The 23,367-nt window shown below is 60.7% G+C and carries 26 protein-coding genes and 1 tRNA gene; 12 read left to right on the plus strand and 15 right to left on the minus strand.

Features of this window, described 5'->3' with window-relative positions:
* The first annotated feature begins 30 nt into the window (after window positions 1–30).
* The 3 genes from GC131_04870 to truA are packed head-to-tail and all read left to right on the plus strand — an operon-like array spanning window position 31 to window position 2,211.
* Window positions 31–549, plus strand: coding sequence for a peptide deformylase (locus tag GC131_04870; protein ID MBI1273398.1), 519 nt, complete (start codon window positions 31–33; stop codon window positions 547–549).
* Window positions 542–1,474: a methionyl-tRNA formyltransferase gene (locus tag GC131_04875; protein MBI1273399.1), complete on the plus strand. Its 933-nt coding sequence runs from the start codon at window positions 542–544 to the stop codon at window positions 1,472–1,474. Before GC131_04870 ends, GC131_04875 begins: the two co-directional genes overlap by 8 nt.
* Window positions 1,471–2,211, plus strand: coding sequence for a tRNA pseudouridine(38-40) synthase TruA (gene truA / locus GC131_04880; GenBank protein ID MBI1273400.1), 741 nt, complete (start codon window positions 1,471–1,473; stop codon window positions 2,209–2,211). The genes GC131_04875 and truA overlap by 4 nt, the downstream gene beginning before the upstream one ends.
* On the opposite strand, the gene GC131_04885 is transcribed toward truA, so the two are convergent.
* Complete coding sequence (locus GC131_04885) at window positions 2,202–2,828, minus strand: hypothetical protein (GenBank protein MBI1273401.1); 627 nt, start codon at window positions 2,826–2,828, stop codon at window positions 2,202–2,204. The two genes, truA and GC131_04885, sit on opposite strands and share 10 nt — an antisense overlap.
* A 68-nt stretch (window positions 2,829–2,896) precedes the next feature.
* On the opposite strand from GC131_04885, the gene GC131_04890 reads away from it, so the two are divergent.
* The 8 genes from GC131_04890 to GC131_04925 all read left to right on the plus strand — a co-directional run bounded on the left by GC131_04890 (window position 2,897) and on the right by GC131_04925 (window position 11,874).
* Window positions 2,897–4,771: a hypothetical protein gene (locus GC131_04890; protein ID MBI1273402.1), complete on the plus strand. Its 1,875-nt coding sequence runs from the start codon at window positions 2,897–2,899 to the stop codon at window positions 4,769–4,771.
* A gap of 118 nt (window positions 4,772–4,889) precedes the next feature.
* Complete coding sequence (locus GC131_04895; protein MBI1273403.1) at window positions 4,890–5,627, plus strand: prepilin-type N-terminal cleavage/methylation domain-containing protein; 738 nt, start codon at window positions 4,890–4,892, stop codon at window positions 5,625–5,627.
* Window positions 5,407–6,498 carry a prepilin-type N-terminal cleavage/methylation domain-containing protein gene (locus GC131_04900; protein ID MBI1273404.1) on the plus strand — a complete coding sequence of 364 codons (1,092 nt, stop codon included), beginning with the start codon at window positions 5,407–5,409 and terminating at the stop codon, window positions 6,496–6,498. The genes GC131_04895 and GC131_04900 overlap by 221 nt, the downstream gene beginning before the upstream one ends.
* 4 nt (window positions 6,499–6,502) lie before the next feature.
* Window positions 6,503–8,236, plus strand: coding sequence for a secretion system protein E (locus tag GC131_04905; GenBank protein MBI1273405.1), 1,734 nt, complete (start codon window positions 6,503–6,505; stop codon window positions 8,234–8,236).
* Window positions 8,233–9,441, plus strand: a complete 1,209-nt coding sequence (locus GC131_04910; protein MBI1273406.1) for a hypothetical protein — start codon at window positions 8,233–8,235, stop codon at window positions 9,439–9,441. The genes GC131_04905 and GC131_04910 overlap by 4 nt, the downstream gene beginning before the upstream one ends.
* Window positions 9,442–9,443: 2 nt before the next feature.
* The gene (locus GC131_04915; protein ID MBI1273407.1) at window positions 9,444–10,913 is read left to right on the plus strand and encodes a hypothetical protein; all 1,470 of its coding nucleotides are present in this window, start codon (window positions 9,444–9,446) and stop codon (window positions 10,911–10,913) included.
* The gene (locus GC131_04920) at window positions 10,910–11,485 is read left to right on the plus strand and encodes a hypothetical protein (GenBank protein MBI1273408.1); all 576 of its coding nucleotides are present in this window, start codon (window positions 10,910–10,912) and stop codon (window positions 11,483–11,485) included. Before GC131_04915 ends, GC131_04920 begins: the two co-directional genes overlap by 4 nt.
* On the plus strand, window positions 11,482–11,874 hold the full coding sequence (locus tag GC131_04925; protein ID MBI1273409.1) for a hypothetical protein: 393 nt from the start codon (window positions 11,482–11,484) through the stop codon (window positions 11,872–11,874). Before GC131_04920 ends, GC131_04925 begins: the two co-directional genes overlap by 4 nt.
* A gap of 3 nt (window positions 11,875–11,877) precedes the next feature.
* Here GC131_04925 and GC131_04930 read toward each other — a convergent pair whose 3' ends face one another.
* The 9 genes from GC131_04930 to GC131_04970 form a co-directional block, all read right to left on the minus strand.
* A complete protein-coding gene (locus GC131_04930; protein MBI1273410.1) occupies window positions 11,878–12,816 on the minus strand; it encodes a hypothetical protein in 939 nt (312 codons plus the stop codon).
* A gap of 53 nt (window positions 12,817–12,869) precedes the next feature.
* Window positions 12,870–13,502, minus strand: coding sequence for a hypothetical protein (locus GC131_04935; GenBank protein ID MBI1273411.1), 633 nt, complete (start codon window positions 13,500–13,502; stop codon window positions 12,870–12,872).
* An 11-nt stretch (window positions 13,503–13,513) separates the two neighbouring features.
* A complete protein-coding gene (locus tag GC131_04940; protein MBI1273412.1) occupies window positions 13,514–14,026 on the minus strand; it encodes a F0F1 ATP synthase subunit B in 513 nt (170 codons plus the stop codon).
* Between the two features lie 9 nt (window positions 14,027–14,035).
* Window positions 14,036–14,647, minus strand: coding sequence for a F0F1 ATP synthase subunit B' (locus GC131_04945; GenBank protein MBI1273413.1), 612 nt, complete (start codon window positions 14,645–14,647; stop codon window positions 14,036–14,038).
* A gap of 5 nt (window positions 14,648–14,652) precedes the next feature.
* On the minus strand, window positions 14,653–14,883 hold the full coding sequence (locus tag GC131_04950) for a F0F1 ATP synthase subunit C (GenBank protein MBI1273414.1): 231 nt from the start codon (window positions 14,881–14,883) through the stop codon (window positions 14,653–14,655).
* A gap of 73 nt (window positions 14,884–14,956) precedes the next feature.
* The gene (locus GC131_04955) at window positions 14,957–15,718 is read right to left on the minus strand and encodes a F0F1 ATP synthase subunit A (GenBank protein MBI1273415.1); all 762 of its coding nucleotides are present in this window, start codon (window positions 15,716–15,718) and stop codon (window positions 14,957–14,959) included.
* Between the two features lie 24 nt (window positions 15,719–15,742).
* Window positions 15,743–16,135, minus strand: coding sequence for a hypothetical protein (locus GC131_04960; GenBank protein ID MBI1273416.1), 393 nt, complete (start codon window positions 16,133–16,135; stop codon window positions 15,743–15,745).
* A gap of 97 nt (window positions 16,136–16,232) precedes the next feature.
* Window positions 16,233–16,958, minus strand: a complete 726-nt coding sequence (locus GC131_04965; GenBank protein MBI1273417.1) for an SCO family protein — start codon at window positions 16,956–16,958, stop codon at window positions 16,233–16,235.
* Window positions 16,959–17,010: 52 nt separating this feature from the next.
* The gene (locus GC131_04970) at window positions 17,011–17,772 is read right to left on the minus strand and encodes an AAA family ATPase (protein ID MBI1273418.1); all 762 of its coding nucleotides are present in this window, start codon (window positions 17,770–17,772) and stop codon (window positions 17,011–17,013) included.
* Between the two features lie 592 nt (window positions 17,773–18,364).
* On the opposite strand from GC131_04970, the gene GC131_04975 reads away from it, so the two are divergent.
* Window positions 18,365–18,490, plus strand: a complete 126-nt coding sequence (locus GC131_04975) for a 50S ribosomal protein L36 (GenBank protein MBI1273419.1) — start codon at window positions 18,365–18,367, stop codon at window positions 18,488–18,490.
* Between the two features lie 8 nt (window positions 18,491–18,498).
* Here GC131_04975 and GC131_04980 read toward each other — a convergent pair whose 3' ends face one another.
* The 5 genes from GC131_04980 to ltaE form a co-directional block, all read right to left on the minus strand.
* A complete protein-coding gene (locus tag GC131_04980) occupies window positions 18,499–20,241 on the minus strand; it encodes a tetratricopeptide repeat protein (GenBank protein MBI1273420.1) in 1,743 nt (580 codons plus the stop codon).
* Window positions 20,242–20,247: 6 nt separating this feature from the next.
* A complete protein-coding gene (pyk, locus tag GC131_04985; GenBank protein MBI1273421.1) occupies window positions 20,248–21,702 on the minus strand; it encodes a pyruvate kinase in 1,455 nt (484 codons plus the stop codon).
* 4 nt (window positions 21,703–21,706) lie between these two features.
* Entirely contained in the window at window positions 21,707–22,093 is a 387-nt protein-coding gene (locus tag GC131_04990) for a hypothetical protein (protein MBI1273422.1), read from the minus strand.
* A 17-nt stretch (window positions 22,094–22,110) separates the two neighbouring features.
* Window positions 22,111–22,185, minus strand: a tRNA-Thr gene (locus tag GC131_04995).
* A 68-nt stretch (window positions 22,186–22,253) separates the two neighbouring features.
* Window positions 22,254–23,285 carry a low-specificity L-threonine aldolase gene (ltaE, locus tag GC131_05000; GenBank protein MBI1273423.1) on the minus strand — a complete coding sequence of 344 codons (1,032 nt, stop codon included), beginning with the start codon at window positions 23,283–23,285 and terminating at the stop codon, window positions 22,254–22,256.
* Between the last annotated feature and the right edge of the window lie 82 nt (window positions 23,286–23,367).

Raw genomic sequence — 23,367 nt, forward strand, 5'->3', positions numbered from 1 at the left:
TTCCGGTAGAATGGCCGGAGCGAGGCAAATATGACGAAACTTGATATCCGCATCATTCCCGACCCGGTGCTGCGCCAGACCGCAGCCCCGGTCGCCGCCGTTGACAAGCAGATCGCCAAGCAAATGGACGATATGCTTGAGACCATGTATGCGGGCAAGGGCATCGGGCTTGCGGCGACGCAGGTGGGGCTTTTGAACCGGGTGATCGTGATCGATGTCAGCACCAAGGAAAAAAAATCCGATCCGCTTTTGATCGCCAACCCGGAAATCACATGGCAATCGGACGATACCTTTACCTATAGCGAGGGCTGCCTTTCCATACCCGACCAGTACGCCGAAGTGACGCGGCCACGCAAAATACGCCTTGGTTACCTCGATAAGGACGGCAAGTCATGTGCGCTGGAGGCGGAGGATCTGCTTTCCATTTGCATCCAGCACGAAATTGACCATCTGAACGGCGTGCTGTTCATCGATTATCTTTCGACGCTGAAACGCAACATGATCATCCGCAAGGTTGAAAAAGCGAAACGGCTGGGCGGCGATGGATAGGTTGCGCCTCGTTTTCATGGGAACGCCCGCTTTTTCGGTGCCCGCGCTGGCGGCGGTACGCGCGGCGGGGCACGATGTCGTGGCCGTATATTGCCAGCCGCCCAAACCGGCCGGGCGCGGCCAGAAGGAACAAAAATCCCCGGTCCAGGAATATGCGGAACGCGACGGCATTCCCGTACGCACACCGAAAAGCTTGCGCAATGGCGAAGAACAGGCGGGGTTTGCCGCGCTGAAGGCCGATGCCGCCGTTGTTGTGGCCTATGGCCTGATTTTACCCAGAGAAATACTGATGGCGCCGCGGCTCGGTTGCCTGAATATCCACGCATCGCTGCTGCCGCGCTGGCGCGGCGCGGCGCCGATCCAGCGCGCCATGCTGGCGGGCGACCATGAAACCGGCATCACCATTATGCAGATGGATGAAGGGCTCGATACCGGCCCGATGCTTCTGGCGGAAAAAACCCCGATCACCGAAAACACCACCGCGACGCAATTGCACGACACGCTCGCGGCCATGGGCGCGGGCATGATCACGCGCGCGCTGGTGGGCCTTGCGCAAGGCACGTTGCACACAAAGCCGCAGCCCGTCGAAGGCATGACCTATGCCGCCAAACTGGCGCGGGCCGATGGCGCGATCGACTGGGCACAGCCCGCTGCCGCCACGGGACGGCAGGTGCGCGCGCTGAACCCATGGCCGGGCACCTTTTGCAAGCTTGACGGGGAAACCATCAAGGTTTTGGCGGCGGCGCCGGCCCCCGGCACGGGCGCGCCCGGCACGTTGCTGGACGATCAATGCACGGTCGCATGCGGCGAAGGCGCGCTGCGCCTGCTGACCGTGCAGCGCCCGGGTAAAGCGCCCGTGGGAGGCGGCGAATTCTTGCGCGGCGCACGGCTTGCGAGTGGCGCGGCTTTCGGGAACGGCGCATGATGCGGTGGAAGCTTACGATCGAATATGACGGCAGCGGGTTTTCCGGCTGGCAGCGGCAGGACCACGCCATGACGGTGCAGCAAGCGCTTGAAGATGCGATCAAGGGTTTTGCCGGCGAAAATGTGCGCGTGCAGGGTGCCGGGCGCACGGATGCGGGCGTGCACGCGCTGGCACAGGTCGCGCATTTTGATCTGACCAAAGACGCGGACGCCGATACGGTGCGCGATGCCATCAATTTCCACGCCCGGCCGCACAAGGTCGTTGTTGTGCAGGCGGAGCAAGTGCACGATGATTTTCATGCCCGCTTCGATGCCATGGCGCGCAGCTACCGCTATCAGATATACAACCGCCGCGCCCCGAGCGTGCTGATGGCGGCGCAGGCATGGCACCTGCCCCGTCCGCTTGATATTGAGGCCATGCAGCAGGCCGCGCGGCAATTGATCGGCAACCACGATTTTTCAACCTTCCGGGCACAGAACTGCCAAGCGAGCACGCCTGTCAAAACGCTGGACATGCTTGAGATTGGGCGCACGGGGGATATGGTGACGATCAGTACCCGCGCGCGTTCGTTTCTCTATCATCAGGTGCGCAACATGGCGGGAACGCTTGCGCTTGTCGGCACCGGGCAATGGTCGCAAAAGGATTTTACGCAGGCATTCAAGGCGCATGACCGCACCAAGGGCGGCCCCACCGCCCCGGCGCACGGGCTTTTCTTTGCGGGCGTTAGCTACGGCTGATTACCGGCCCGCGCATCGACGCGCACCGGAACCGGCTGCAGAACCGGACGCGCGGGCGCAAGGGAAGCAAGAAACATGCGCAGCGACGGCATATCGTGCCGCGCGACGCTGACGGCGACCGACAGCATCATCAGCACACCGGAAACCGCAAGCGCGGCCGAGGAAATATACAAGGCATAAGCGAGCCAGCAAAATTCGCCCGAAAAACAAAGGGCGCGAAAAGGCAGGGGCCGGTCGCGAAAGAATACGGCCGAACCGATGCCGAGCGCCGCGCCAAGCGGCAAAAGTTCGTAAGGCGCGTGCACGGACGGCAGCGTAAGCGTGCATACGGCGAAAAGGCAGGCGGCGGTCGTGCCCCGCATATACCGTTCGGGCAGGGTTGCGGCGCCGAAATTCCTGGCAAGGGCGATCAAAGAAACGAAAGCACCGCTTATCTGGCCCAGCAAGCCGAAATGCGCGATCCAGAACAGGCAGGGAAAGCACAGAACCCAAAGCGCGACCCGCGGGCGTTTGATCTGATAGCCGCACAGATTGATGACGAGGGCGATAAAGCCGAATATTTCGGCCCAAACAAGCGTATTCACGGCGGTAGCCTTAGTTGTTGTCGTCACCCGAATTTAAGGCCGCTTGCTTAATACATCCGTAATTTACCCGCCAGCATTTTTGTAAAACCTATGAACAAGGCATGTTCGTTACGAGGCCGGTTTTGACATTAACCATAATTTTCTGCAGAGTCCCGGCCCTCACCTGCTCATGTATGCTTATGCACACCCCGCTCAACAAAATATCTATTATAATCATAGGCTTGGTTCTCGCCGGTAGCCTTGCGGGTTGCGGGGTGCTGATGGGCGAGCCGCCGGCTGACGGCAACCTGACCCGCGAAGATTACCGCGCGCTGCGCGAACGGCATGACGATCTGCTGGCCGAAGGGACGCTGCAGGAACCGCCGATCCCGCCGCTGGTTGCCGCGCCAGCCCCGCAACCGGCCGTAGCCGCAGCCTTGCCCGCCAAGCTTGTAAGCATCACCGTGACCGACCAGGTGGCGTTGCGGGACGTTCTGGTCGATCTCGCGCGCGAAGCGGGCGCCAATCTTGAGCTTGATCCCCGCATTGAAGGCGGGATCATCTTTTCCGCCAAGGACCAGCCGTTTGACGAGGTGCTGGAGCGCATTTGCGACCTTGCGGGGCTTCGTTACCGGGCCGAAGGCAAATATCTGCGCATAGAGCTTGATGAACCTTATATGTTCACCTACCGGCTGGATTACCCGAGCCTGAGCCGCCGTACCGAAAGCGAAGTTTCGATCGCCACCAACGTATTTGATTCCGATGTCGGCAGCGGCAACAACGGCAACAGCAACGCAAACGGCAACGGCAATACGGGGAACGACAACAACTCGCTCGCGCGCGTACGTTCGGTAGCCGATGCGGATTTCTGGGGCGAGGTCGAAAAGACGGTCGGCAACATCCTTGCTTCCACCGGGCGCAGCAAGCCCTTGCTGGCACGCGCAGAAAGCGCCGGCGCGGGCGGTGCGGCAACCAAGGCCGATTTTACGCTAAACCGGCAAGCCGGTATCGTTTCCGTGTACGGCACGGGCCGCCAGCACAGGGCGATCAAAGATTACCTGCAGCAGCTCCAGCACGGCGCAAACGCGCAAGTGTTGATCGAGGCGCGGATCGTCGAGGTCGAGCTTTCGGAAAAATACCGCAGCGGCATCAACTGGCGCACGCTGTTCGGCGGCGCGGTTGATTTCGCCGGGCGCTTCGGCACCGTCGGCGCGGGCGCGCATTTCATCGCCCCGACCACGGCGGCGGAAAACGCCTTTACCGCATCGCTGAACAACGAGGATATTGCAGGCATTCTGAACCTCGTGCGCGAATTTGGCACCACGCGCATTCTGTCTTCGCCGCGCCTGACGGTTTTGAACAACCAGACCGCGGTTCTGAAAGTGGCGCGCAACGAGGTTTACTTCACAACCTCGGCCCAGTTCCCGACCACGATCAGCACGGGCGGCGTGCCGGTTTCGGGCACGCCGGTTTTCACCAGTACGCCGCGCACCGTGCCTGTGGGGCTTGTGATGACCGTGCAACCTTCGGTCGATCAGCAGACGCAGCAAATCACCATGACATTGCGCCCGACCATTTCGCGCATCGTCAAGCAGGTGCCCGACCCTTCGATCGGCCTCAATGCCGCGCAGCAAGGCAACAGCACGCCGGTCGAATCCCTGATCCCCGTTCTGGCGGTGCGGGAGATGGATTCCGTTTTGCGCATGCGTTCGGGCGAAGTTGCGATTATGGGCGGCCTGATGCAGGACAGCACAGAGAATAATGAATCCGGCATACCGCCGTTCGACGAAGCGCCTGCGCTCGGGCTGCTCGGTAAATCGAACGACAACACGGGCGCGACCACCGAGCTTGTGATCCTGCTGCGCGCCAGCATCGTGAAGAGCGCGACGCCGGACATGGCCGATGCCGCGTTATATGACAAGTTCGGGCGCGACCCCCGCCCGCTGCTTCTGCCGGTCGTCGCTACGCCGCCTGCAAGCGAACCCCGCGAGCAGTAACACTTTGTAGATTCCTGCCACTTTTACCCACAGAGCTTCATATTTCTGTGGATAACTTATTAACCATGTAAATATCTGTAAAATAAGGAGTTGCATAAGATGGTGTTCGCTGGAATTAATGGCCAGCCTGCCTCTTTGTTTCGAAAACGTATCAACAAAACATCCTTATCCACAGGAACTCATCATGCCTCCTGCCATGCTCACTCCCGCCATTCATCATACGAAGGGCTTCACGCTGGTCGAACTGGCCATCGTGCTTGTCATCATCGGTCTCATCATCGGCGGGGTCTTGGCCTCGCAACAGGTGATGCAGAACGCCCGCATCACCAATGCCATAAGCGGGATCCAGTCTTTCCAGGCCGCCTTCCAGAGCTACAACCAGAATTTCGGCGCGCTGCCCGGCGACGATCTTTCCGCCCTCACGCGTTTCGGAAACGAGCTGGCCCTCGGTAAGGGTAATGGTGACGGCCTTATCGGCACGGCAGATTTGAACGAAACCTACAACGTGCCCGTTACGGAAAGTGCGCTTGGCAAGGTAGAAAGCGTTTATGTTTGGGCGCATTTGCGGGCCGCGAACCTGATCAAGGGCGCGCCGAACCCGGCTTCGCAGCCCGCCAACCCGTTCAACGGTATCTATGGCATCCAGAACGGGGCCTTCAGCAACGGCATTCCCGTCGGCACCAGTGTCGTTTGCCTCAACCGCGTGCCGGGCACCGCGGCGCTGGCGATCGACACCAGGCTGGATGACGGCGAACCTGATACCGGCGCCATGCGCGCGGGCACGGGGCTTACGAATGAAACGGCGGCCGAAAGCTATGTTCAGGGCAGCAACTATGTGGTGTGTACGGCGCTCTAACCGCTGGGCCGGTCACAACGGCTTTACGCTGGCTGAAATGGCGATCGTGATCGCCGTGATCGGAACTATTCTGGTCGCGGTTTTGCCTGCGCTCGGCGCGCTGCGCACCGCCGGCCAGCGCAGCGCCACGGAAGCCAACCTGCAGGCGCTGATGCGCGCCACCGCCGCCTATGTGCAGGCGACCGGCTGCCTGCCCTGCCCCATGCCTGCACAGGCCGGAAAAAAACTCGGGCGCGTGCGCGGCGATACCAGCGCAGACGTTTCGCCTTGCGGCCAATGCATTCAACCGGAAGGTATTGCGCCGTTTATATCGCTTGGCCTGACGCAAGGGCAAGCCAAGGATGGCTGGGGCCGCTGGATCACGATGCGGATAGACCCGCTGCTGGCCGAAAACAGCGCCAATATCGTGCCGCCCTTCACGCCGTGTACGGCTTGCGATATGGATGCCGACGCATGCGCGCCGGGCGAACAGCAGGCAACGGGCTGTTCCTTAACGGGCAAAAGCGAAAAAGGCCTGTGCCGCGCCAACCTTAGGGGCGCGGCTGGCAGTATGCCAATTGTTTTGCGCCAGACGAATGACGGAGGCACCGGGCAGCAAGTCGCCGTCATATTCGTCAGCCACGGCAAGAACGGGCGCGGCGCGTATAAGGCCGATCTGCTCGGCGGCCGCACGGCCTTTCCCAACATGCCTGACTGCAGCAGTTCCGGCGCCGGCGCCGAGAAGTGCAATGCACGCGATACAAGCGCGGAATTCTGGCAAGCCTTGCAGAACGTAAACGAGACTAACCCGTTCGACGATATACTTGCCTATGCCGGCCGCAACGCGCTTGTGAGCATGCTCGGCAACGGCAGCTGCAATACGATGTGGTGAAGCGATGGCCGATATCATCCGTATGCGCGACCCCATGACCCCGCAAAGCAGGCCGGACGGCGTGAACGGCGCGCGGCTTGGCGAACGGCTGGTCGCGGGCAAGCGTATAAGCACCGACCAGCTCCGGATCGCGCTGCACGAACAGCGCGTGGCGGGCGGACTTTTGGGCGAGGCGCTGATCAAGCTTGGCTTTATCAACGCTTCGTTGCTGGCGGAAACGCTGGCCGACAGCGGCGGTTACCGTCGCATCGACATACGCACGGCGCAGATCGACATGACGCTGGCGGCCATGGTGCCGAAAACGGTTGCGCGGCAATGCCGGGCAATTCCATTGGTGCGCAACGGCGACAGGATCGAGCTGGCGATGGCGGACCCGTTCGACATCATGGCGCTCGATCAAATGCGTCACCATATGCCCGCCGGCTGCGATCTCGTGCCCTGCGTCGCCGATTTGCACGATCTGATGGCCGGGATCGAACAGCATTACGGCGATGACGCCGTGGCGGACAGGTTGCTGCAGCAGATAGAGGGCGCGGGCGGCTTCGCCGAACATGCGCAGGCATCGATCCACCCCGTGATCGAGCTGGCCGACCATTTGATCGAGGAAGCCGTGCGGGTCGGTGCTTCCGACCTGCATTTCGAGCCGGAAGCCGGTTTCGTGCGGCTGCGCTACCGGATCGATGGCATTTTGCATCCGATGCAGCTTTTGCACCGCGATCATTGGCCCGCCATCGCGCAGCGGCTGAAAATTATGGCCGGCATGAACATCGCCAATAGCCGCTTTGCGCAAGACGGCCGCTTTTCCATGCAATGCGGCGGACGGACGGTGGATTTCCGTGTTTCGCTGCTGCCCACCATATGGGGCGAAAACATCGTCATTCGCGTGCTCGACCACCGGCAATCGCTGTTGCCGCTCGATACGCTCGGGTTCAATGCGCAGTGCCTGGGCGCGATCAGAAAAATGCTGAAACGCCCCGCGGGCATGGTGCTGGTCACAGGGCCGACGGGTTCAGGCAAGACCACGACGCTTTACGGCATTTTGCGGGCGATCAATTCGATCGGCATCAATGTCATGACGCTGGAAGAGCCGGTGGAATACCAGCTTGGCATCGTGCGGCAAACGCAGGTGCGCGAACAGCACGGGCTTGGCTTTGCTGAAGGCGTGCGCGCCGTGATGCGGCAAGACCCGGATGTTATTTTCATAGGCGAGATCCGCGACCATGAAACCGCGCAAATGGCGCTGCGTGCCGCGATGACGGGGCACCGCGTTTTCTCAACGCTGCACACCAACGGCGCGCTCGGCGTGCTGCCCCGGCTTTGCGATCTTGGGTTGCAGCCCGGCATGCTGGCCGGGAATTTTACCGGTGTTGTAGCGCAGCGGCTGGTGCGGATGCTGTGCCCCGATTGCAAGCGGCTGAAACCCGTTACGCCGGAAGAGCGGCGGATGCTGCGGCTTGACCGCGTTGAGACGTTGCCGCCCATGATCGGAAGCGCCCAAGGTTGCCCCGCTTGCCGCCATACCGGTTATCGCGGCCGTACGGTGGTGGCGGAAGTGCTGCGCGTTACGCCCGCGCTCGAAGACCTGTTCGCAAAACAGGCGTCGCGGCGGGCGCTGCTTGGGCAGGCGCAACAAGACGGTTACCGCCCCATGATCGAGGACGGGACAGACAAAGTGCTGGCCGGAAGCATCAGCCTTGAGAGCCTAGGCGAGAGCGTCGATATGACGGAGCGTATGTGATGCCGCGTTATCATTACCGTGCCGTCAATGGACAGGGGCAAATCGTTTGCGGCTTGCTTGCTGCCGAAAGCCTCGCGCAGCTCGATCGCACGCTGACCGGCACGGGGCTGGAGCTGATCGCGTGGCGCGTGCCGGTACATTGGCGGCTTCCCGCCCTGCAGGGCCGGGTCAACGACCGCGAACTTATAAGCTTTTGCCATCATCTTGAAGTGATGGAAGATGCGGGCGTGCCGGTTCTACAAAGCCTTGAACAGGCGCGCGACCATGCCGGCAGCAAGGCTTTGCGCGATGCGCTGACGGAAATTTGCCGCGATGTGGGCGAAGGCGCGCCATTGTCGCAAGCCTTCGCGCGCCAGAAACGCCATATGCCGCGGGCCTTTGCGGCCATGCTTGGGGCGGCGGAGAAAAGCGGGAACATGGCACAAGCCTTCCACGATATGCACGCCCATGCCCGCTGGGCGGCAACGCTGCGCGCCCGCACACAACGCGCGCTGCGATACCCTGCTTTTCTGCTTTTGCTCGCGGCTGGCGTGATTACGTTCATGATGGCGACGGTGGTGCCGCAGGTGATGAATTTTGTGGCCGACAGCGGCGGCGGCTTGCCGTGGCATGCGCGCGCGCTGCTGGCGGTCGCAGGCGCCGTCGCCAGCTACTGGTGGCTGATGGCGGGCACGGCGATTGCGGCCGCTATCGCCGTCAAGGCGCTGCATGCGGCGGGCGGGCGCATGGCGCTTCTGCTTGACCGGGCGCTTCTGGCGCTGCCGGGGCTTGGCCGCTTGCTGCGAAAATTCCAGATGGCCGGGTTTGCGCGCCATTTCGCCGTGTTGCAGGGAAGCGGGATCAACACCATGCAGGCGCTGCAGGATGCCGCGGGGCTGGTTGGCAACAGCGCGCTGGCGCAGGATTGCACGGCGGCAGTGACCAAAATTTTACGCGGCATGCCAATGACGGACGCCTTCGCGGCCGGCGGCCTTTATAATTCCACGGCGCTGCAGATCATCCGCACCGGCGAACAAAGCGGCAAGCAGGCGCATTGCTGGCAGCATATCGCCAGCCTGTACGAACAGGAGGCGCAGGACGCCACCGAACGGTTTGTCGGCATGCTGGAACCGGCGCTGACGCTGCTGATCGGGCTGATCATGGCGTGGCTTGTGCTTTCCGTACTGGGGCCGGTTTACGCCAGCCTGAATAATTTGGGAATCTAGGCATGCGCAGAAAACCCATCCTATTGATCGGCGACCGCGGCGCGGTGCTTTACGGCAGCCGGGAAAATTTCTTCGCGCCCGCGCCGGACACCCCGGAAGCCACGCGTTTGGCCGAAGCTTTGCTGGCGGGCAAACGCGCACAACCCTTGATCCTTGCCGATTTCGCCGCACTGGAATTCAAGCGCGAAACGCTGCCGAAGCTCGGGCCGTTCGACCGCAACAGGCTTTTGCAAAGGCGGTTGCAAATCGCTTTCAAGAAACCGCAGATTACCGGTTGGCAAAAGCTGGAAAGCGTCGGCGCGGGGCAACCTTATATGTTCGCGGCCGTGGGCGAATATTGCCCGCTGGCGCCGTGGCTTGAATGGCTCGGACAGTTCAGCGCCGGGCCCGTGCCGATTGCGCTGCTGCCGCTTGAAGGCGTGCGGCATGCCAACAGGCTTGCGGCCATCGAAGGCGGCGGCAGCCAGTGGCACATGCTGGTCAGCTGGCAGCAGGCCAGCGGCATGCGGCAAATCGTTACACATAACGGCAAGCTGGTTTTCACCCGGCTTGTCGGCGATATTCCGGATGCGGCAAGTATCGAAGGCGATGCGCTGCAACATCACATTCGCGCAAGTTTCGAATATCTCGGGCGGCTCGGCCTTGCCGATCCCGCGCAATTGCATATGAGCGTGATCGCGCAGGTCACGTGCCATGCTTCGCTTGCCGATATGCTTGGCAATGCCGGGCGCTTCACGCCGGGCGGCATCAGCTTCTACACGCCTGCCAAGGCGGCGCAGCATCTGAAATTTTCGGTGCGGGCGGGCGATCACGAGCGTTTTTCGGATGCGCTTTTTGTCGCACGATTGCAAACCGGGGCCGAACCCGCCATCACCATGCTGCACCCCGCGCAGGTAAAGGCACGCAAGGCAGCGAATGCCTTCCGCCTGGCGCAGACGGCGGCGGCGGCCGGGATATTGCTGCTTATGTCGCTTGGCGTTGTGTTCGGGCATGCCGCATGGCGGCACGAGGATGCCGTGGCGCGGAAGCTGGCCGCGATCGAAGCCTTGCGGCAACAGGACGGCGGCAAGGAAAGCGAAGCAGACCCGGCGATGCGGCGCTTGATGCAGATCAGGGATGTGAGCCGACTGCAGCAGATGCTTGCATCCGAACCGCCCGGACCGTGGACGCTTTTGAACACGATGGCCGAGGCGATGGGCGCGCGCTTCCGGTTGAACCGTCTGGAATGGAGGGCGGGCGAAACCGCCGCAGATTTGCGCGCGCTGACCCCCGGTCTTACGCCCGGTGATGCGACCCGGCAATTCCGGGATTTTGCCGGGCTGCTGCAACAGGCGCTGCCGGGGCATACGGTCAAGCTGGCGGCGTTGCCGCTGGCTGCTCTGCCGGAACAAACCTTGCAAAGCGGCCTGCGCGCGGACCCGGCCGCAAGCACGGCACGCCTTGTCATCGCAGCAAGGCAGGAAACGCCATGAACGCACGCCCTTATATATTCGCCGCCTGCTTCTGCGTCATCATGACGGCGCTTGGCGCGCCCGCGCTGCTTTGGACCTTGCAGGAAATGCGCAGCCGCGAAGACACGCTGCAAAAGCAGATCGGGCGCATGCAGCTTGTACGCACGCGCACCCATGACCACGACAGCGCCTGGCGGAATTTGCGTGACAGGTTCGATGCCCGCCAGCTCGCGAACGTCGCCACGCCACCCGACAGGCTGCAGGTGATGGAACTGTGCCAGACGCTGGCGCGGCAGCACGGGCTTGGCGACATCGCCTTTACCATGTCACCCGAACTAAGCATGACCGCGCCGGGCAGCGACCTTGAAATACGGCAAGCGACCATCACGTTGCAAGCCACGGCGGCGCACGACAGCGCCATCTATGACGTGGCGCGCATCTTGCAAAAGCAATTGCCGGGCAAGGCGCGCATAACGGGGTTTACGCTGGCGCGCACGGAAAGCCCGGACGGGCCCGGGCGGATCGACACGACCCTGACATTCGATACCGTTTGGCTCGGCGGCATGCAGGAAGTGGCGGGGAACGAGCCATGAAACGCATGCTGGCAATAACCCTGACGGCCTTGCTGTTCGCACAGCCCGCCGTGGCGGAAACCTTCCGGCATGCATCGCTGTTCTTCACGCCTGATGAAACCACGCTGATCAAGAACGGCGGTAAAAACGCCGCGGCGCCGCATGCCGTTACGCTGGAGGCAATCAGCTACAGTTCGGCTTCGCGCTGGACCGTATGGATGGACCGCCGACAATGGAGCCCGCAAAACAAAGACCGCGACGAAAATATCAATATCATTTACGTTAGCGCCGACGAGGTCACTTTTGAATGGCGCGCACAACCGGATGCGCCGGCGCGTCGCGTTACCTTGCTTTCCGGGCAGGCCTATGATCCGGAAAACGACATTGTTATCGGCAAAAATGACCGCTAGGCGTTATTGCAAACCGTGACGGCGGGCAAGGAAACGGGCGCGTTCGCGCACCGCATCCATCGTCATCGGCAAACCGGGCTGCGCCGGTGCAAGTACGCCGTTTCTTTCAAGCACTTCGCGGTAGTTTGAAAGCGCCGTCAGATCATCCCCCCGCCGGTCGGCGATGATCGCGAGGTTGAGGCGATAGCGTAAATTGCCTTCATCGAGCATGGTGGCTTCCTGCATGCGCGCGAACCCGGCATCGAGCCTGCCTTCATCGATCAGCGCCTGCGCATCGGCCGCGATCACCGGCGCGATGCGGTGCATGGAGGAAAGACGCGCAAGCCTGTCGTGCGCATCGACCGTGCCCAGCCCCGTCAGCGCGACGGCATAGCCCGTCAGCACGGCATCGTTCTGCGGCGCAACGGCATAAGCGCGTTCCCATGCGGAAACGGCTTGCTGGAAATTCCCTTGCGCCTGCCAGCGCGCGGCTTCCGCCATCAGCGCGCGTTCGGGCGGCACGTCCACAACCTTGATAGCGGGCTTTGCTTGCACCGCAGGGCGTGGCGCGGCGGCTTGCCCGGCGCCCGCAGATTGCATCGCAGGCGTATCGCGCAATTGTTGTTCGAGCGCGGCAAGCGCGGTATCGCGCAAGGCTTCAACCGGAAGCACAATGCCGGGCTCCGGGCCGGGTGCGGGCGCCGTTTCGGCACGAGCCATTTGCAGTTCCGCCACCTGCTGCACAGAAATATTGTCGGCAACCGGCAGCGGTTCTGAAACGCTATACCACGACCATAGCGCACCGCCGCATGCGGCCAGCAGCGCAAGCGGCAGGAAAACATAAACCGGCCAGGCGGAAGCATCCACCGCAACGGGCGATGGTGCAGGCAGGGAAATAACCCGGCCGCCCGTTTTGTTATCCTGTTTGTATTGCCACTGACGGCTTCTGAGCGAAAATGCCATAGGGGCATATTATAGTATGCCCATGCGAGACGGTGTAGCTTTTAAGTGTTAAGCTATGCGTCCCGCACCAGATCGCCCACTATAGCTAGTATGGTGCCGAGCATCAGATACATAAAAACGCAGCTAACCCCGATAACATAGCCGATCAGCAAGCAAACCCCGTCACGCGCCAGAAGCCCAAGCGCAACGCCGACCGTAGCCACCGAAGGCGGTACGTTGAAAAGCGGAATGGGAATGGCAACCATGCAGCTGAGCGCGAGCAAAACAATGCCGTTGATACGATCCATCTGCGGGCCGGCGATGATCGACAGGCGCGGCTTCAGATATTTTTCCAGGCCTTCCACGAACAGCACGGCGTCATCCAGCCCGGATGTAAGCCGCGCGCGCGGCACTGCGGTGCGGGTGATAAAACCGGGCAAAAGCGGGCGTTTGTAACCAAGCGCCATCTGCGCCGCCAGTATGATCATGGGAATACCGAGAATAAACGAGGCGCCCGGCAGGAAGATAATCACGATATTCAGCAAAGCGAGCACGAGCAGCAACAGCGTAAAGCCGCGCACGCCGAACAGCGTGAGGATTTCACCGAACGTCACGGTATCGCTGGGCCCAATCGAAGCGCCGATGGCCCGCAACACATCCGAAACCCGCTCCTGCGGCGCGGGCGGGTGAAGTTCCTGTTCGTTCATGGAATGGCCGTTCAGGCTGCGTCAGAGATTTTCTTGCCGAGTTTATTCGGCAGCTCGGCGATGGCTTCGTCAATCAGCTTGCCGGCGCGGGCAGAATCCAGCTTCTGCGCCAGAACCTGCGCGGTGGCCTGTACCGCCATATCGATCGCCGCCGCGCGCACATCGCGCAACGCTTCGGACTCCGCCAGCGCGATGCGCTCCATTGCCTGCTGTTCGCGGCGTGCAAGCTGGTCCTTCAATTCCCCTTCGGCGCGGATGCGCAGGCTTTCGGCTGCACGGCGGGCCTGCGCCACAATCTGTTCCGCTTCGGCCTGCGCCTCGGCCTGCTTCTTGCGATAGGCATCGAGCGTGCCTTCGGCTTCGGCGCGCAGGTTTTTGGCCTGTTCCAGCTCTTCCCGGATCTTGGCAATCTCGCCGTCCAGCCAGCCGAACAGCGGCTTGCGGCCATAGCGCAGCGCCAGCAACAGAAAAACGGCGAAGGCCAGCGCGCTCCAGAAATACGGGTTGTCGATAAGCTCTTCCATCCCTGCCCCTTATGCGGCTTCGCGGTCGGCGCGATCAAGCGCGGCCTTGATATCGGCCGGGCTCACATCGATACCCGCCAGCTTGCGCAGGCTTTCGCGCGCTACATCCGCCGCAACATCCTGCACATGGCTCATGGCCTGCGTGCGGGCGGCGGCGATGCGCTTTTCGGCATCCGCAAGACGGGCATTCAGCTCGCCCTGCTGCGCCGCCTGCTGCGCGGCGGCTTCGGCTTGCGCCTTTTGCTGCAAATCGGTCACCGAAGCGTGCGCCTTGGCGCGCGCATCGGCCAGAGATTTTTCGCTGGCGGCTCCGAGTTCCTTCGCCCGTTCGCTCGCTTGCCCGGCTTCGGCCAGATCGGCCGCGAGCCGCTTCTGGCGTTCGCCGATCACCTTTTGCACGCGCGGCAGCGCGACATGGCCCATCAGCAGGTAAACGATGCCGAAACAGACCAGAAGCCAGAAAAGCTGGCTCGGGTAGAAGCCGATGTCGAACTGCGGCAACTGGTCGCCGCCGCCGGCATGTGCGGTTTCCGCCGCTTCGCCCGCGGCTTCCTCCGCCCACGCCGGCAAAGCCAGCATCGGCAGAAAAAGAAGCGCCAGATTATGCAGCCAAATGCGCATAGACGTTAGCCCGCCTTGCCCATCAGCATGAAGGCGATAACGAAGCAGAGCAGCAGCACAAGCTCGGTCACGGCGAAGCCGATGAAGCCGATACCGTTGAACTTCGATGCCGCGCCGGGGTTACGCGCGATTGCGGAAATCCAGCCCGAAAAGAGCAGGCCAAGGCCGATACCGGCACCGAGCGAACCCACCATCGCCACACCGGCGCCCAGAAGTGCAATTGCGTTACTTTCCATTTTATTTACTCCCCTTGGTTGAACTTACCTGTTTGGTTTTACGTGTCTTGAACGAATGTTTCCCGCCCGCAACCTAGTGCATTTCAATCGCGTCATGCAGATAGACGGCTGTGAGGATCGAGAAAATGTAAGCCTGCAGCCCGGCCACGAACAGCTTGAAGCCCGTGAGGCCGACCGTAAGGATAAAAGGCAGCGGGCTAAGCACCAAGCCGACGACGCCGCCGGCAAGGATCATCGTGCCGACGAGGCCGGCAAAAATCTTGAGCAAAATGCCGCCCGCCAGCATGTTGGCGAACAGTCGCACCGAAAGGCTGAAGGGGCGCACGCAGTAGGAAATGATTTCCACCACGAACAAAACCGGCACCATCACCACCGGCGCATCCTTGGGCAGGAACAATGCGAAGAAGTGGAAGCCGTGCTTGACGAAACCGACAACCGTGCACAGAAAGAAAATGAACAGCGCGAGCGCAAAGTTGATGACGATGTGGCTCGTGACCGTGAAGCCGCCGGGCACAAGCCCGAGCATGTTGCAGAACATGATGAACATGAACAGCGCGAAGATAAAAGGGAAAAAAGCCTTCGAGCGCGGACCCGCGCTTTGTTCGACCATATTGGCGATGCTGTTGTGCAGATATTCGACCAGCATCTGGAAGCGGCCCGGCACCATCGCGGCGGGGCGCATACCGGCAATAACGATCCCGGCGCTCAGCGTGACGGCGATCAACATGAACAGCGTGGAATTGGTGAAGGAAAAATCGTAGCCCGCGAATGAAAACTCGGCGAGAGTTTTCAGTTCGAATTGCGTCATGGGGTTATGCGCGTGCCCTGCTGCCATGATGTCCCTTGCCTGCTACCCTCTTTACGTTCCGTCTTCGGGGTTGTCCCCCGCTTCATCTTCTCGTTTGCGCCAACCGACCGCGCGGCTAATGCCCGCAAGCGACCGGTAAGCGTTCGCGACCCCTGCGCCGAAACCGAGAAACAACCCGATCAAGGCACCCAAGGGCGCGGAACCGAACTGCTTATCCGCCAGCCACCCGAGGAACAGGCAGATCAGGATTGCGCCGACCAGTTCGAACGCGATCCTGCTGGCCTTGGAGGTCTGCCGGTCGGCGACGAACGGGTTAAAGCCACCCGTATCCGCCGTTTTCGGCTGCCTTGCCGCCCTGATCCTCGCTTCCAGCGCTGCGAGGTTATGGTCATCCGGCGATTGCCGATCCGCCATGAAAACCCCCGCTGCCAAAGGCAAAAACATGCGGCCGAAGCCGCGCGCAACCTAGGGGGTGGATGGGGGTGTGTCAAGCGCCCAAATCCCCATATAACCTATTGAGAATATTGGATTTTTATGCGCTTTACGGTGCGGACGGCGAATCTGTGCCGCCGGGCTGCAACCGCTGCTTCAGAACGGCCGCAATCTGGTCCGGCACGCCATCCCCGAAGGCGGTAATAAACTTGCCGTCAGGCCCCATCAGATAAATCTGCGTGGTGTGATCCATCATGTAATCGTCGTCATCTTCGCTGCTTTGCTGATGGGCGGCGTGCGGATCGGCTTCGTCTTCTTCATCCTCGCCTATGCTGCTCTTGGCGTAATAGACCTTGTAGGCCTTTGCAACGGCATCGATCTGTTCCGCCGAACCGGTCATGCCGATCAACCCTTCACCGAACAAGCCGACATAGCTTGCCATTTGCTTCACGTCATCGCGCGCGGGATCGATGGTGATAAAAACGGGTTGTACCTTCGCCTTGCCTTCGGGGCCGAGCGTATCGATCGCCAGCACCATATCCTGGATGCGCGAAGGGCATACATCGGGACAATAGGTGAAGCCGAAGCTGATAAGCGAATATTTGCCTTGCAGAATTTGTTCGGTGACCGTTTTTCCGTTCTGGTCGATCAGCGTAAAAGGCCCGCCGATTTCAATGCCCGGCGCATTAAGCGCGAAATCACGCATATCTTCCATGCGGGCGCGATCGCGCCCGCCATCATGCCACACGACATAGCCGGCAACGGCAAGGCCGATCACGCAGCCAATGGCGATGCGGATGATGCGTCTTTTGATACGTGGTTCAAGCCCCGGCATGCCGCGATATTAGCGCGGCGGCCCGGGAAAAACAAACCCCGGCAGAGCGGGCTTAAAGAACGCCCAGCATGCTGGCAACCAGCGGGTGGCGAACCACATCGCGGTCCGTCATGCGGACCACGGCGACACCCGTGACCTGATCGAGCTTGTCGGCGATCTTGCTTAAACCCGACATCCCTTCAAGCAGATCGCTCTGGTCCGGATCGCCCGTCAGCACCATGGTGGAGTGCCAGCCGAGCCGGGTGAGCAGCATCTTGATCTGGGTGTAGGTGCAGTTCTGCGCCTCGTCGATCACCACGAAGGCGTTATTAAGCGTACGGCCGCGCATGAAGCCGATGGGCGCGATCTCGATCGCTCCGTCAGCCAGATATTGCTTCAAGCGCTTGCCACCGAGCCTGTCGTTGAGCGCGTCATATAAAGGCCGCAGGTAGGGCGCCAGTTTTTCCTGCAGGTCACCCGGCAGGAAGCCGATGGTTTCGCCCGCTTCGATCGCGGGGCGGGAAAGGATGATACGATCAACCCGCCCTTCTTCAAGCGCTTCCACGGCGGCGGTGATGGCAAGGTATGTCTTGCCGGTGCCGGCGGGACCGGCGGCAACCACCATGCTGTGCTTGGCCATCGCGTCCATCAGCGCGGCCTGATTGGCGTTTTGCGGTTTGACCTTGCGAACATAGCTTTGATCGCGTCGGTCGAAGGCGGGGTTGCTTAGAGGATCCCAAGGAGAGCGCTTGGAGTGCAGCGGCTGGACGTTGTAGGCACTATCGTGTTTTACAGCATTGACTTCGATCTTAGAGCGCTGTGAACGTTTGCCCATCAGGTACCTCCCTTACAGGTATGGTCCGATCTATGCGTCAGGTTCTCCCTCCGCCATCAGACCACGCGGTTCGTGGCGTGCACCGGACCGCGCATGGTCAAGGCTGGTGCCGCACGCCAGACTCTGGTTTTGGCTGCACGCAAGCAAATGCTGCGTCGCGCGCAATCCAAGAAACTTGATTTTCGGGGGTCGTAAATGGTTCAAACCGGGGAGACGCTCAAACTGGCGCTTGGTGGGGGTGAAATCTGCTGCCCGGTTCTCGGTAATAGCGTCACCTCAATACATCCGGCCCGGGGGCTATTTGCCCAAAGGCTTTGTATCTAAGCGGTTGAAGGTTTATGTCCTTTAACCACGACTCAACTTTATCATAGAAGGTTAACAAGTCACTTAACGAATTGGGCGCCGGGAACGGTTTGTGTCCATTGATGCAGGAAAGACACAACATATTGATTGGCCATGAGTTTTTGCCATTTCCGCATCGTAATGATGCAGGGAAAAACACCTTCGCAGCCGCGAAACTTGACGTAGGCGGTTCGGTTCACTAGTTTGCGGCCCTTCCGGGTGACAAAACAAGTTTTGCAGGAACAAGGTTATGAAGATCGTCAATTCACTGAAGGCGCTGAAAAAGCGCGACGCGAACAACCGGCTCGTGCGCCGCAAAGGCCGCGTTTACATCATCAACAAGAAGAACAAGCGCTACAAGGCGCGCCAGGGCTAAGCCCCCGGCTAGGCGGCACGCTGCGCAAGCGCGGCGGCAACGTTTGCAATTACATCGGCCCATTCACGCGCCTTCGTCTGGCGGTATAGCCGCGCCGACGGATACCACGGGCTGTCTTCGCGCCCGGTAAGCCAGCGCCAATCAGGCCCAAGCGGCAGCATCACCCAGACCGGCCGCCCAAGCGCCCCGGCAAGATGCACGGCCGCAGTATCGACCGAAATCACAAGATCAAGTTGCTGCATGATGCGCGCGGTATCGGCAAAATCGCCGATCATGCTGCCGCAATCGATAACCGGCAGCGTCTTCAGCAGCGCCGCTTCGTCGTCGCGTATATCGGTCGGGCGCACGAGGCTGTAGAAGGTTGCGCCGCCGATATCAAACAAAGCCTTGAACTGTTCCAGCGGCACCGAGCGGCGCAAATCGTGCTTATGGAACTTGCTGCCCATCCATACCACGCCGACCCTCAGCCCCTGCCCCGCAGGCAGCGCGGGCGCGGCGCCCGGCGGCGGCGCGAGATAGGACGCGGCGGCGGGCACCGTATCCAGCACCGTGCCGAAATGCGCAGGCAGATCCATGATCGCGGCATGGCAATCGCACGGCGTTTCGGGCGCGGCGGCACGGTCGATCAATTCATCGACGCCATCGAAGCCGTGCAACAAAGCGTGCAGCGGTTTGCGCGCGGCATACACAACGCGCGCGCCGCGCTGCTTCAGAAGCGGCAGATAACGGCAGAACATGATGCAATCGCCGAAACCCTGTTCATCGACCACAAGAATGGTTTTGCCTTGCAAATCGCCGCCATCCCATAGCGGCGCGGCATGTTGCAAGCGCCGCAACGCAGGCACCGCCTGCCAGCGCCAGCGATAGTTGGCGAAACCTTCAGCGAGGTTGCCGCGCAGCAAGCTGATCAGCGCATTATGGTAATTGATGGCCGGGTCATGCGGGCGCAGCGCCAGCCCCTTGCGGTAGGCCGCCTCGGCTTCATCATAGCGCCCGGCGCCCTGCAATGATTGGGCATAATTATCCCAGCCTTCGGGGTTGCCGGGCTCCAGCTTCAGCGCACGTTCATAAACGCCGATCGCTTCTTCATCCCGGAACAGGCGGTTGAGCGCCAGCCCGTACATGAAATGTGCGTGCGCATGGTTCGGCGCCATCTGCAGCGCCTTCTGCGCTTCGGCCAGCAAAGCATCGTAATCGCCTTTCTGATCGAGCACGTTGGCAAGGTTAAGTTGCACTTCAAGGTTACCGGGCGCGGCCAGCTGCGTCGCACGCAGTTCGCCGAGCGCTTCGTCGTATTTCTGTTGCGCGGCCAGCGCGAGGCCGAGATTCATGCGCGCCTGCAGCATATGCGGCGCAAGCTTCAGCGCAGCGCGATAGCTTTCCACCGCAGCCGCGCCATTGCCCGCGAGGCGCAGCGCGTTGCCGAGATTGTAGTGCGCTTCAGCCATGCCGGGCGCCATGCCGGCCGCAAGCTGCAGCTCCCTGACCGCTTCCGGGTATTGCGCGGCAGAGATCAGCGCAGTGCCGAGATGCAGCCGGAACAGCGCCGCCTTGGGGTCGATCGCGACAGCGCGGCGTATGGTCGCGACCGCCTCGTCGGGCTTGCCGAGCCCGTCCAGCACCACGCCGAGCAGCGACAGGGCATCGGCATTGCGCGGTTGCTGCCGCAGCGCCAGACGGTAGCCGCTTTCCGCCTCCTTAAGGCGGCCGGCGCGGTGATGATCGATGGCGGCTTGGAGCTGGCGGGACATACCGCTTTATAGCAACTGGTTTTCGACCCACGCAATACGCAGGATATTGGTGTTGCCGGGCGTGCCGAAGGGAACGCCTGCCGTAACCACCAGCCGCTGGCCGACCTCGGCGATGCCATCATGCTGCGCGACATGCGAAGCCTTTTGCACCATTTCGGCAAAATCATGCACGTCTTCGGTATGAACGGCGTGCACGCCGAACGAAAGCGCAAGACGGCGCGCGGTTTCGAGTTTTGACGTCAGGCACAAAATCGGCACATGCGGACGTTCGCGCGCGGCGCGCAGCGTGGTCGCGCCGTGGGTCGTGTAGGTGACGATCGCGGCCGCATCGATGGTTTCGACCACCTGCCGTGCGGCAGCGGTAATCGCATCGGCCGCCGTATGCTGCAGATCCGGATGCTGGCTGTCCATCATATCGCGGTAGATCGGGTCGGTGTGAATACGGCGCGCGATGCGGTCCATAATCGCCACCGCTTCGACCGGGTATTTTCCCATTGCGGTTTCACCCGAAAGCATGATGGCGTCGGCGCCATCGTAAATTGCGGTCGCGACGTCCGAAGCTTCGGCCCGCGTCGGCGCCGGGCTCGCGATCATCGATTCCAGCATCTGCGTCGCCACGATCACGGGCTTGCCGAGCTTGCGCGCTTCGCGCACGATCTGTTTCTGGATGCTTGGCACATCTTCGGGCGGCAATTCGACCCCAAGATCGCCGCGCGCAACCATCACGCCGTCGGCCAGTTCAAGAATACGCTCCAGCGTCTTGACGGCAGAAGGCTTTTCCAGCTTCGCCAGCACCGCGGCGCGCCCCGCCACCAGCTTCTTGATGCCCGCCACGTCTTCCGGGCGCTGCACGAAGGAAAGCGCAACCCAATCGGCCCCCATCGCGAGCGCGGCATCAAGATCGCGCTTATCTTTATCTGTCATCGCCGAAAGCGGCAGCACCACGCCCGGAACATTCACGCCCTTATGATCGGAAAGACGGGTGCCGGATATAACCTCGGTCACCATATGGTCGCGCCCGACGCTGGTGACGCGCAAACGCACGCGTCCGTCATCGCACAGAATATCGCTGCCCGCGCCGACGGCCGCGAAGATTTCCGGGTGGGGCAGGCAGACGCGGTTTTCATCGCCGGGCTTATGTTCAAGATCGAAGCGGAAAGATTGCCCCGGCTTGAGATCGATCGCGCCCTTGGCGAATGCGCCGACGCGCAGCTTCGGGCCTTGTAGATCGGCGAGCGCGCAGATCGGGCGGTTCAGTTCGCTTTCCAGCCCGCGCACAATTTCCATACGGCGACGGTGATCATCATGCGTGCCGTGGCTGAAATTGAAGCGGAAAACATCGGCGCCAGCCATGAACAGATCGCGGATCGCGTCTTTCGTGTTGCTGGCCGGGCCCAGCGTCGCCACGATCTTGGTGGCGCGTTCGCGGTGAACCGGTCTGGCTGGACCTGCATGGGACATATGCTTATTTAGCAGGGACGACCTTGCCTCCGCAACCGGTATAACAGCCCCGGTATATGTCACTGCATTCATCAATACAGGCGGTATCGGCTTCGCACCGTTCGGGATGTTCGAAATCTTCCAGATTGCGGTTGACCATCAACCCATCGCGCAATTGCTGCTTTGCGTATGCTTCGTAGGCCGTCAGCGCACGCCGGGTCATGTTGTGCAAGCACTGGTTGCGGCCGAAATCGCATTGTTTCTCGCAAAACTCACGCGCCTGCTGGCACTGTATCACGCATAAGCGCCCGCCCGCCGTAAGCGGCAGGGCATATTCATACCCCTCGCGCCCACCCGATGACGAGCAGGCGGAAAGAACGAGAACAAGGGATATGACGGAAAGTCGCTGCATGACAAAACCCGGGAAACTGGTGCCGGTTATCCGATTTGAACGGATGACCTACCGCTTACAAGGCGGTTGCTCTACCCCTGAGCTAAACCGGCAATCTTGCTTCGTGAATGCCTTCAAACTTACCAGAACTGTTACCCTGATAAAAGCGGCGCTTCTGCCGCTATGCGCTACAGCGATGGCCCTTTGTTTCGTAATATCGTTTAAATGCTAACACAACCTTTCCAAGGTCCGTCTCGTTAATATCCAAATGTGTCACCAGCCGTATCTTCTTGCCTGAAAACATTCTTATCCCCTGCTCTGCCATAAAACCGGCCATATCTGCGGCACCGTTTTCAGGAATATCGATAAACACCATGTTGGTCTGCACCTCATCCATATCCACCTTCAATTCATCAATACCAGACAGGCCCTTAGCAAGGGTCCGCGCATTGTCATGATCGATTTCCAGACGTTTAACGTTATTTTGCAGAGCATATATGCCTGCTGCTGCAACAATACCCGCCTGACGCATACCACCGCCAAGCATCTTGCGCCAATGCACGGCACGCTTAAGGAGTTCCCGGTTGCCAAGCAGCAGCGAGCCGACAGGGCAGCCCAACCCTTTCGAAAGGCAAACGGACACCGTATCAAACGGCCGCGTGATTTTTTTGACGTCTATATTCAATGCCACAGCAGCATTAAAAACCCTCGCCCCATCTAGATGAAGAGACAACCCGTGATTGTCACAAAAGGCCCTTGCTTCGTACAGATAGTCAACCGGAAGGATTTTCCCGGACAAAGTATTTTCAAGGCACAGCAATTTGCTTTTCGCAAAATGAGGATCATACGGCTTCACAAACCGTGCAGCCTTGTTGAGATCGAGTCGCCCGTCTTTTTCAAATTCTATCGGCTGCGGCTGAATACTTCCCAAAACGGCGGCACCGCCGCCTTCATACTTATAAGTATGGGATTGCTGTCCGACGATGTATTCGTCACCTCTTTCACAGTGACACAAAAGGGCAAGCAAATTGGCCTGCGTTCCGCTTGGCACAAACAGGGCGGCTTCTTTCCCGAGCATGTCCGCCGCCATGTTTTGTAATCTGACGACCGTTGGATCTCCGTCATAAACGTCGTCGCCCACCTCGGCCTGGGCCATAGCCTGCCGCATATTCTGGCAAGGCTTGGTGACAGTATCGCTTCTAAGGTCTATCATGCGGACCATACTCGACGATACCTCCCACCACATCGATAATATTTACATAGCGCGTTATCAGCCTATCAAACCTGATTTGTAA

Source organism: Alphaproteobacteria bacterium, assembly GCA_016124955.1.
Taxonomy (GTDB): domain Bacteria; phylum Pseudomonadota; class Alphaproteobacteria; order UBA9219; family RFNS01; genus RI-461.

Excerpts from the sequence above, each read along its gene's own strand:
- GC131_04870 (MBI1273398.1), top strand. The coding sequence starts at position 31 with ATGACGAAACTTGATATCCGCATCATTCCCGACCCGGTGCTGCGCCAG.
- GC131_04875 (MBI1273399.1), top strand. The coding sequence starts at position 542 with ATGGATAGGTTGCGCCTCGTTTTCATGGGAACGCCCGCTTTTTCGGTG.
- truA (MBI1273400.1), top strand. The coding sequence starts at position 1,471 with ATGATGCGGTGGAAGCTTACGATCGAATATGACGGCAGCGGGTTTTCC.
- GC131_04890 (MBI1273402.1), top strand. The coding sequence starts at position 2,897 with ATGTTCGTTACGAGGCCGGTTTTGACATTAACCATAATTTTCTGCAGA.
- GC131_04895 (MBI1273403.1), top strand. The coding sequence starts at position 4,890 with ATGGCCAGCCTGCCTCTTTGTTTCGAAAACGTATCAACAAAACATCCT.
- GC131_04900 (MBI1273404.1), top strand. The coding sequence starts at position 5,407 with ATGGCATCCAGAACGGGGCCTTCAGCAACGGCATTCCCGTCGGCACCA.
- GC131_04905 (MBI1273405.1), top strand. The coding sequence starts at position 6,503 with ATGGCCGATATCATCCGTATGCGCGACCCCATGACCCCGCAAAGCAGG.
- GC131_04915 (MBI1273407.1), top strand. The coding sequence starts at position 9,444 with ATGCGCAGAAAACCCATCCTATTGATCGGCGACCGCGGCGCGGTGCTT.
- GC131_04920 (MBI1273408.1), top strand. The coding sequence starts at position 10,910 with ATGAACGCACGCCCTTATATATTCGCCGCCTGCTTCTGCGTCATCATG.
- GC131_04925 (MBI1273409.1), top strand. The coding sequence starts at position 11,482 with ATGAAACGCATGCTGGCAATAACCCTGACGGCCTTGCTGTTCGCACAG.
- GC131_04930 (MBI1273410.1), bottom strand. The coding sequence starts at position 12,816 with ATGGCATTTTCGCTCAGAAGCCGTCAGTGGCAATACAAACAGGATAAC.
- GC131_04935 (MBI1273411.1), bottom strand. The coding sequence starts at position 13,502 with ATGAACGAACAGGAACTTCACCCGCCCGCGCCGCAGGAGCGGGTTTCG.
- GC131_04940 (MBI1273412.1), bottom strand. The coding sequence starts at position 14,026 with ATGGAAGAGCTTATCGACAACCCGTATTTCTGGAGCGCGCTGGCCTTC.
- GC131_04945 (MBI1273413.1), bottom strand. The coding sequence starts at position 14,647 with ATGCGCATTTGGCTGCATAATCTGGCGCTTCTTTTTCTGCCGATGCTG.
- GC131_04950 (MBI1273414.1), bottom strand. The coding sequence starts at position 14,883 with ATGGAAAGTAACGCAATTGCACTTCTGGGCGCCGGTGTGGCGATGGTG.
- GC131_04955 (MBI1273415.1), bottom strand. The coding sequence starts at position 15,718 with ATGGCAGCAGGGCACGCGCATAACCCCATGACGCAATTCGAACTGAAA.
- GC131_04960 (MBI1273416.1), bottom strand. The coding sequence starts at position 16,135 with ATGTTTTTGCCTTTGGCAGCGGGGGTTTTCATGGCGGATCGGCAATCG.
- GC131_04965 (MBI1273417.1), bottom strand. The coding sequence starts at position 16,958 with ATGCCGGGGCTTGAACCACGTATCAAAAGACGCATCATCCGCATCGCC.
- GC131_04970 (MBI1273418.1), bottom strand. The coding sequence starts at position 17,772 with ATGGGCAAACGTTCACAGCGCTCTAAGATCGAAGTCAATGCTGTAAAA.
- GC131_04975 (MBI1273419.1), top strand. The coding sequence starts at position 18,365 with ATGAAGATCGTCAATTCACTGAAGGCGCTGAAAAAGCGCGACGCGAAC.
- GC131_04980 (MBI1273420.1), bottom strand. The coding sequence starts at position 20,241 with ATGTCCCGCCAGCTCCAAGCCGCCATCGATCATCACCGCGCCGGCCGC.
- pyk (MBI1273421.1), bottom strand. The coding sequence starts at position 21,702 with ATGTCCCATGCAGGTCCAGCCAGACCGGTTCACCGCGAACGCGCCACC.
- GC131_04990 (MBI1273422.1), bottom strand. The coding sequence starts at position 22,093 with ATGCAGCGACTTTCCGTCATATCCCTTGTTCTCGTTCTTTCCGCCTGC.
- ltaE (MBI1273423.1), bottom strand. The coding sequence starts at position 23,285 with ATGATAGACCTTAGAAGCGATACTGTCACCAAGCCTTGCCAGAATATG.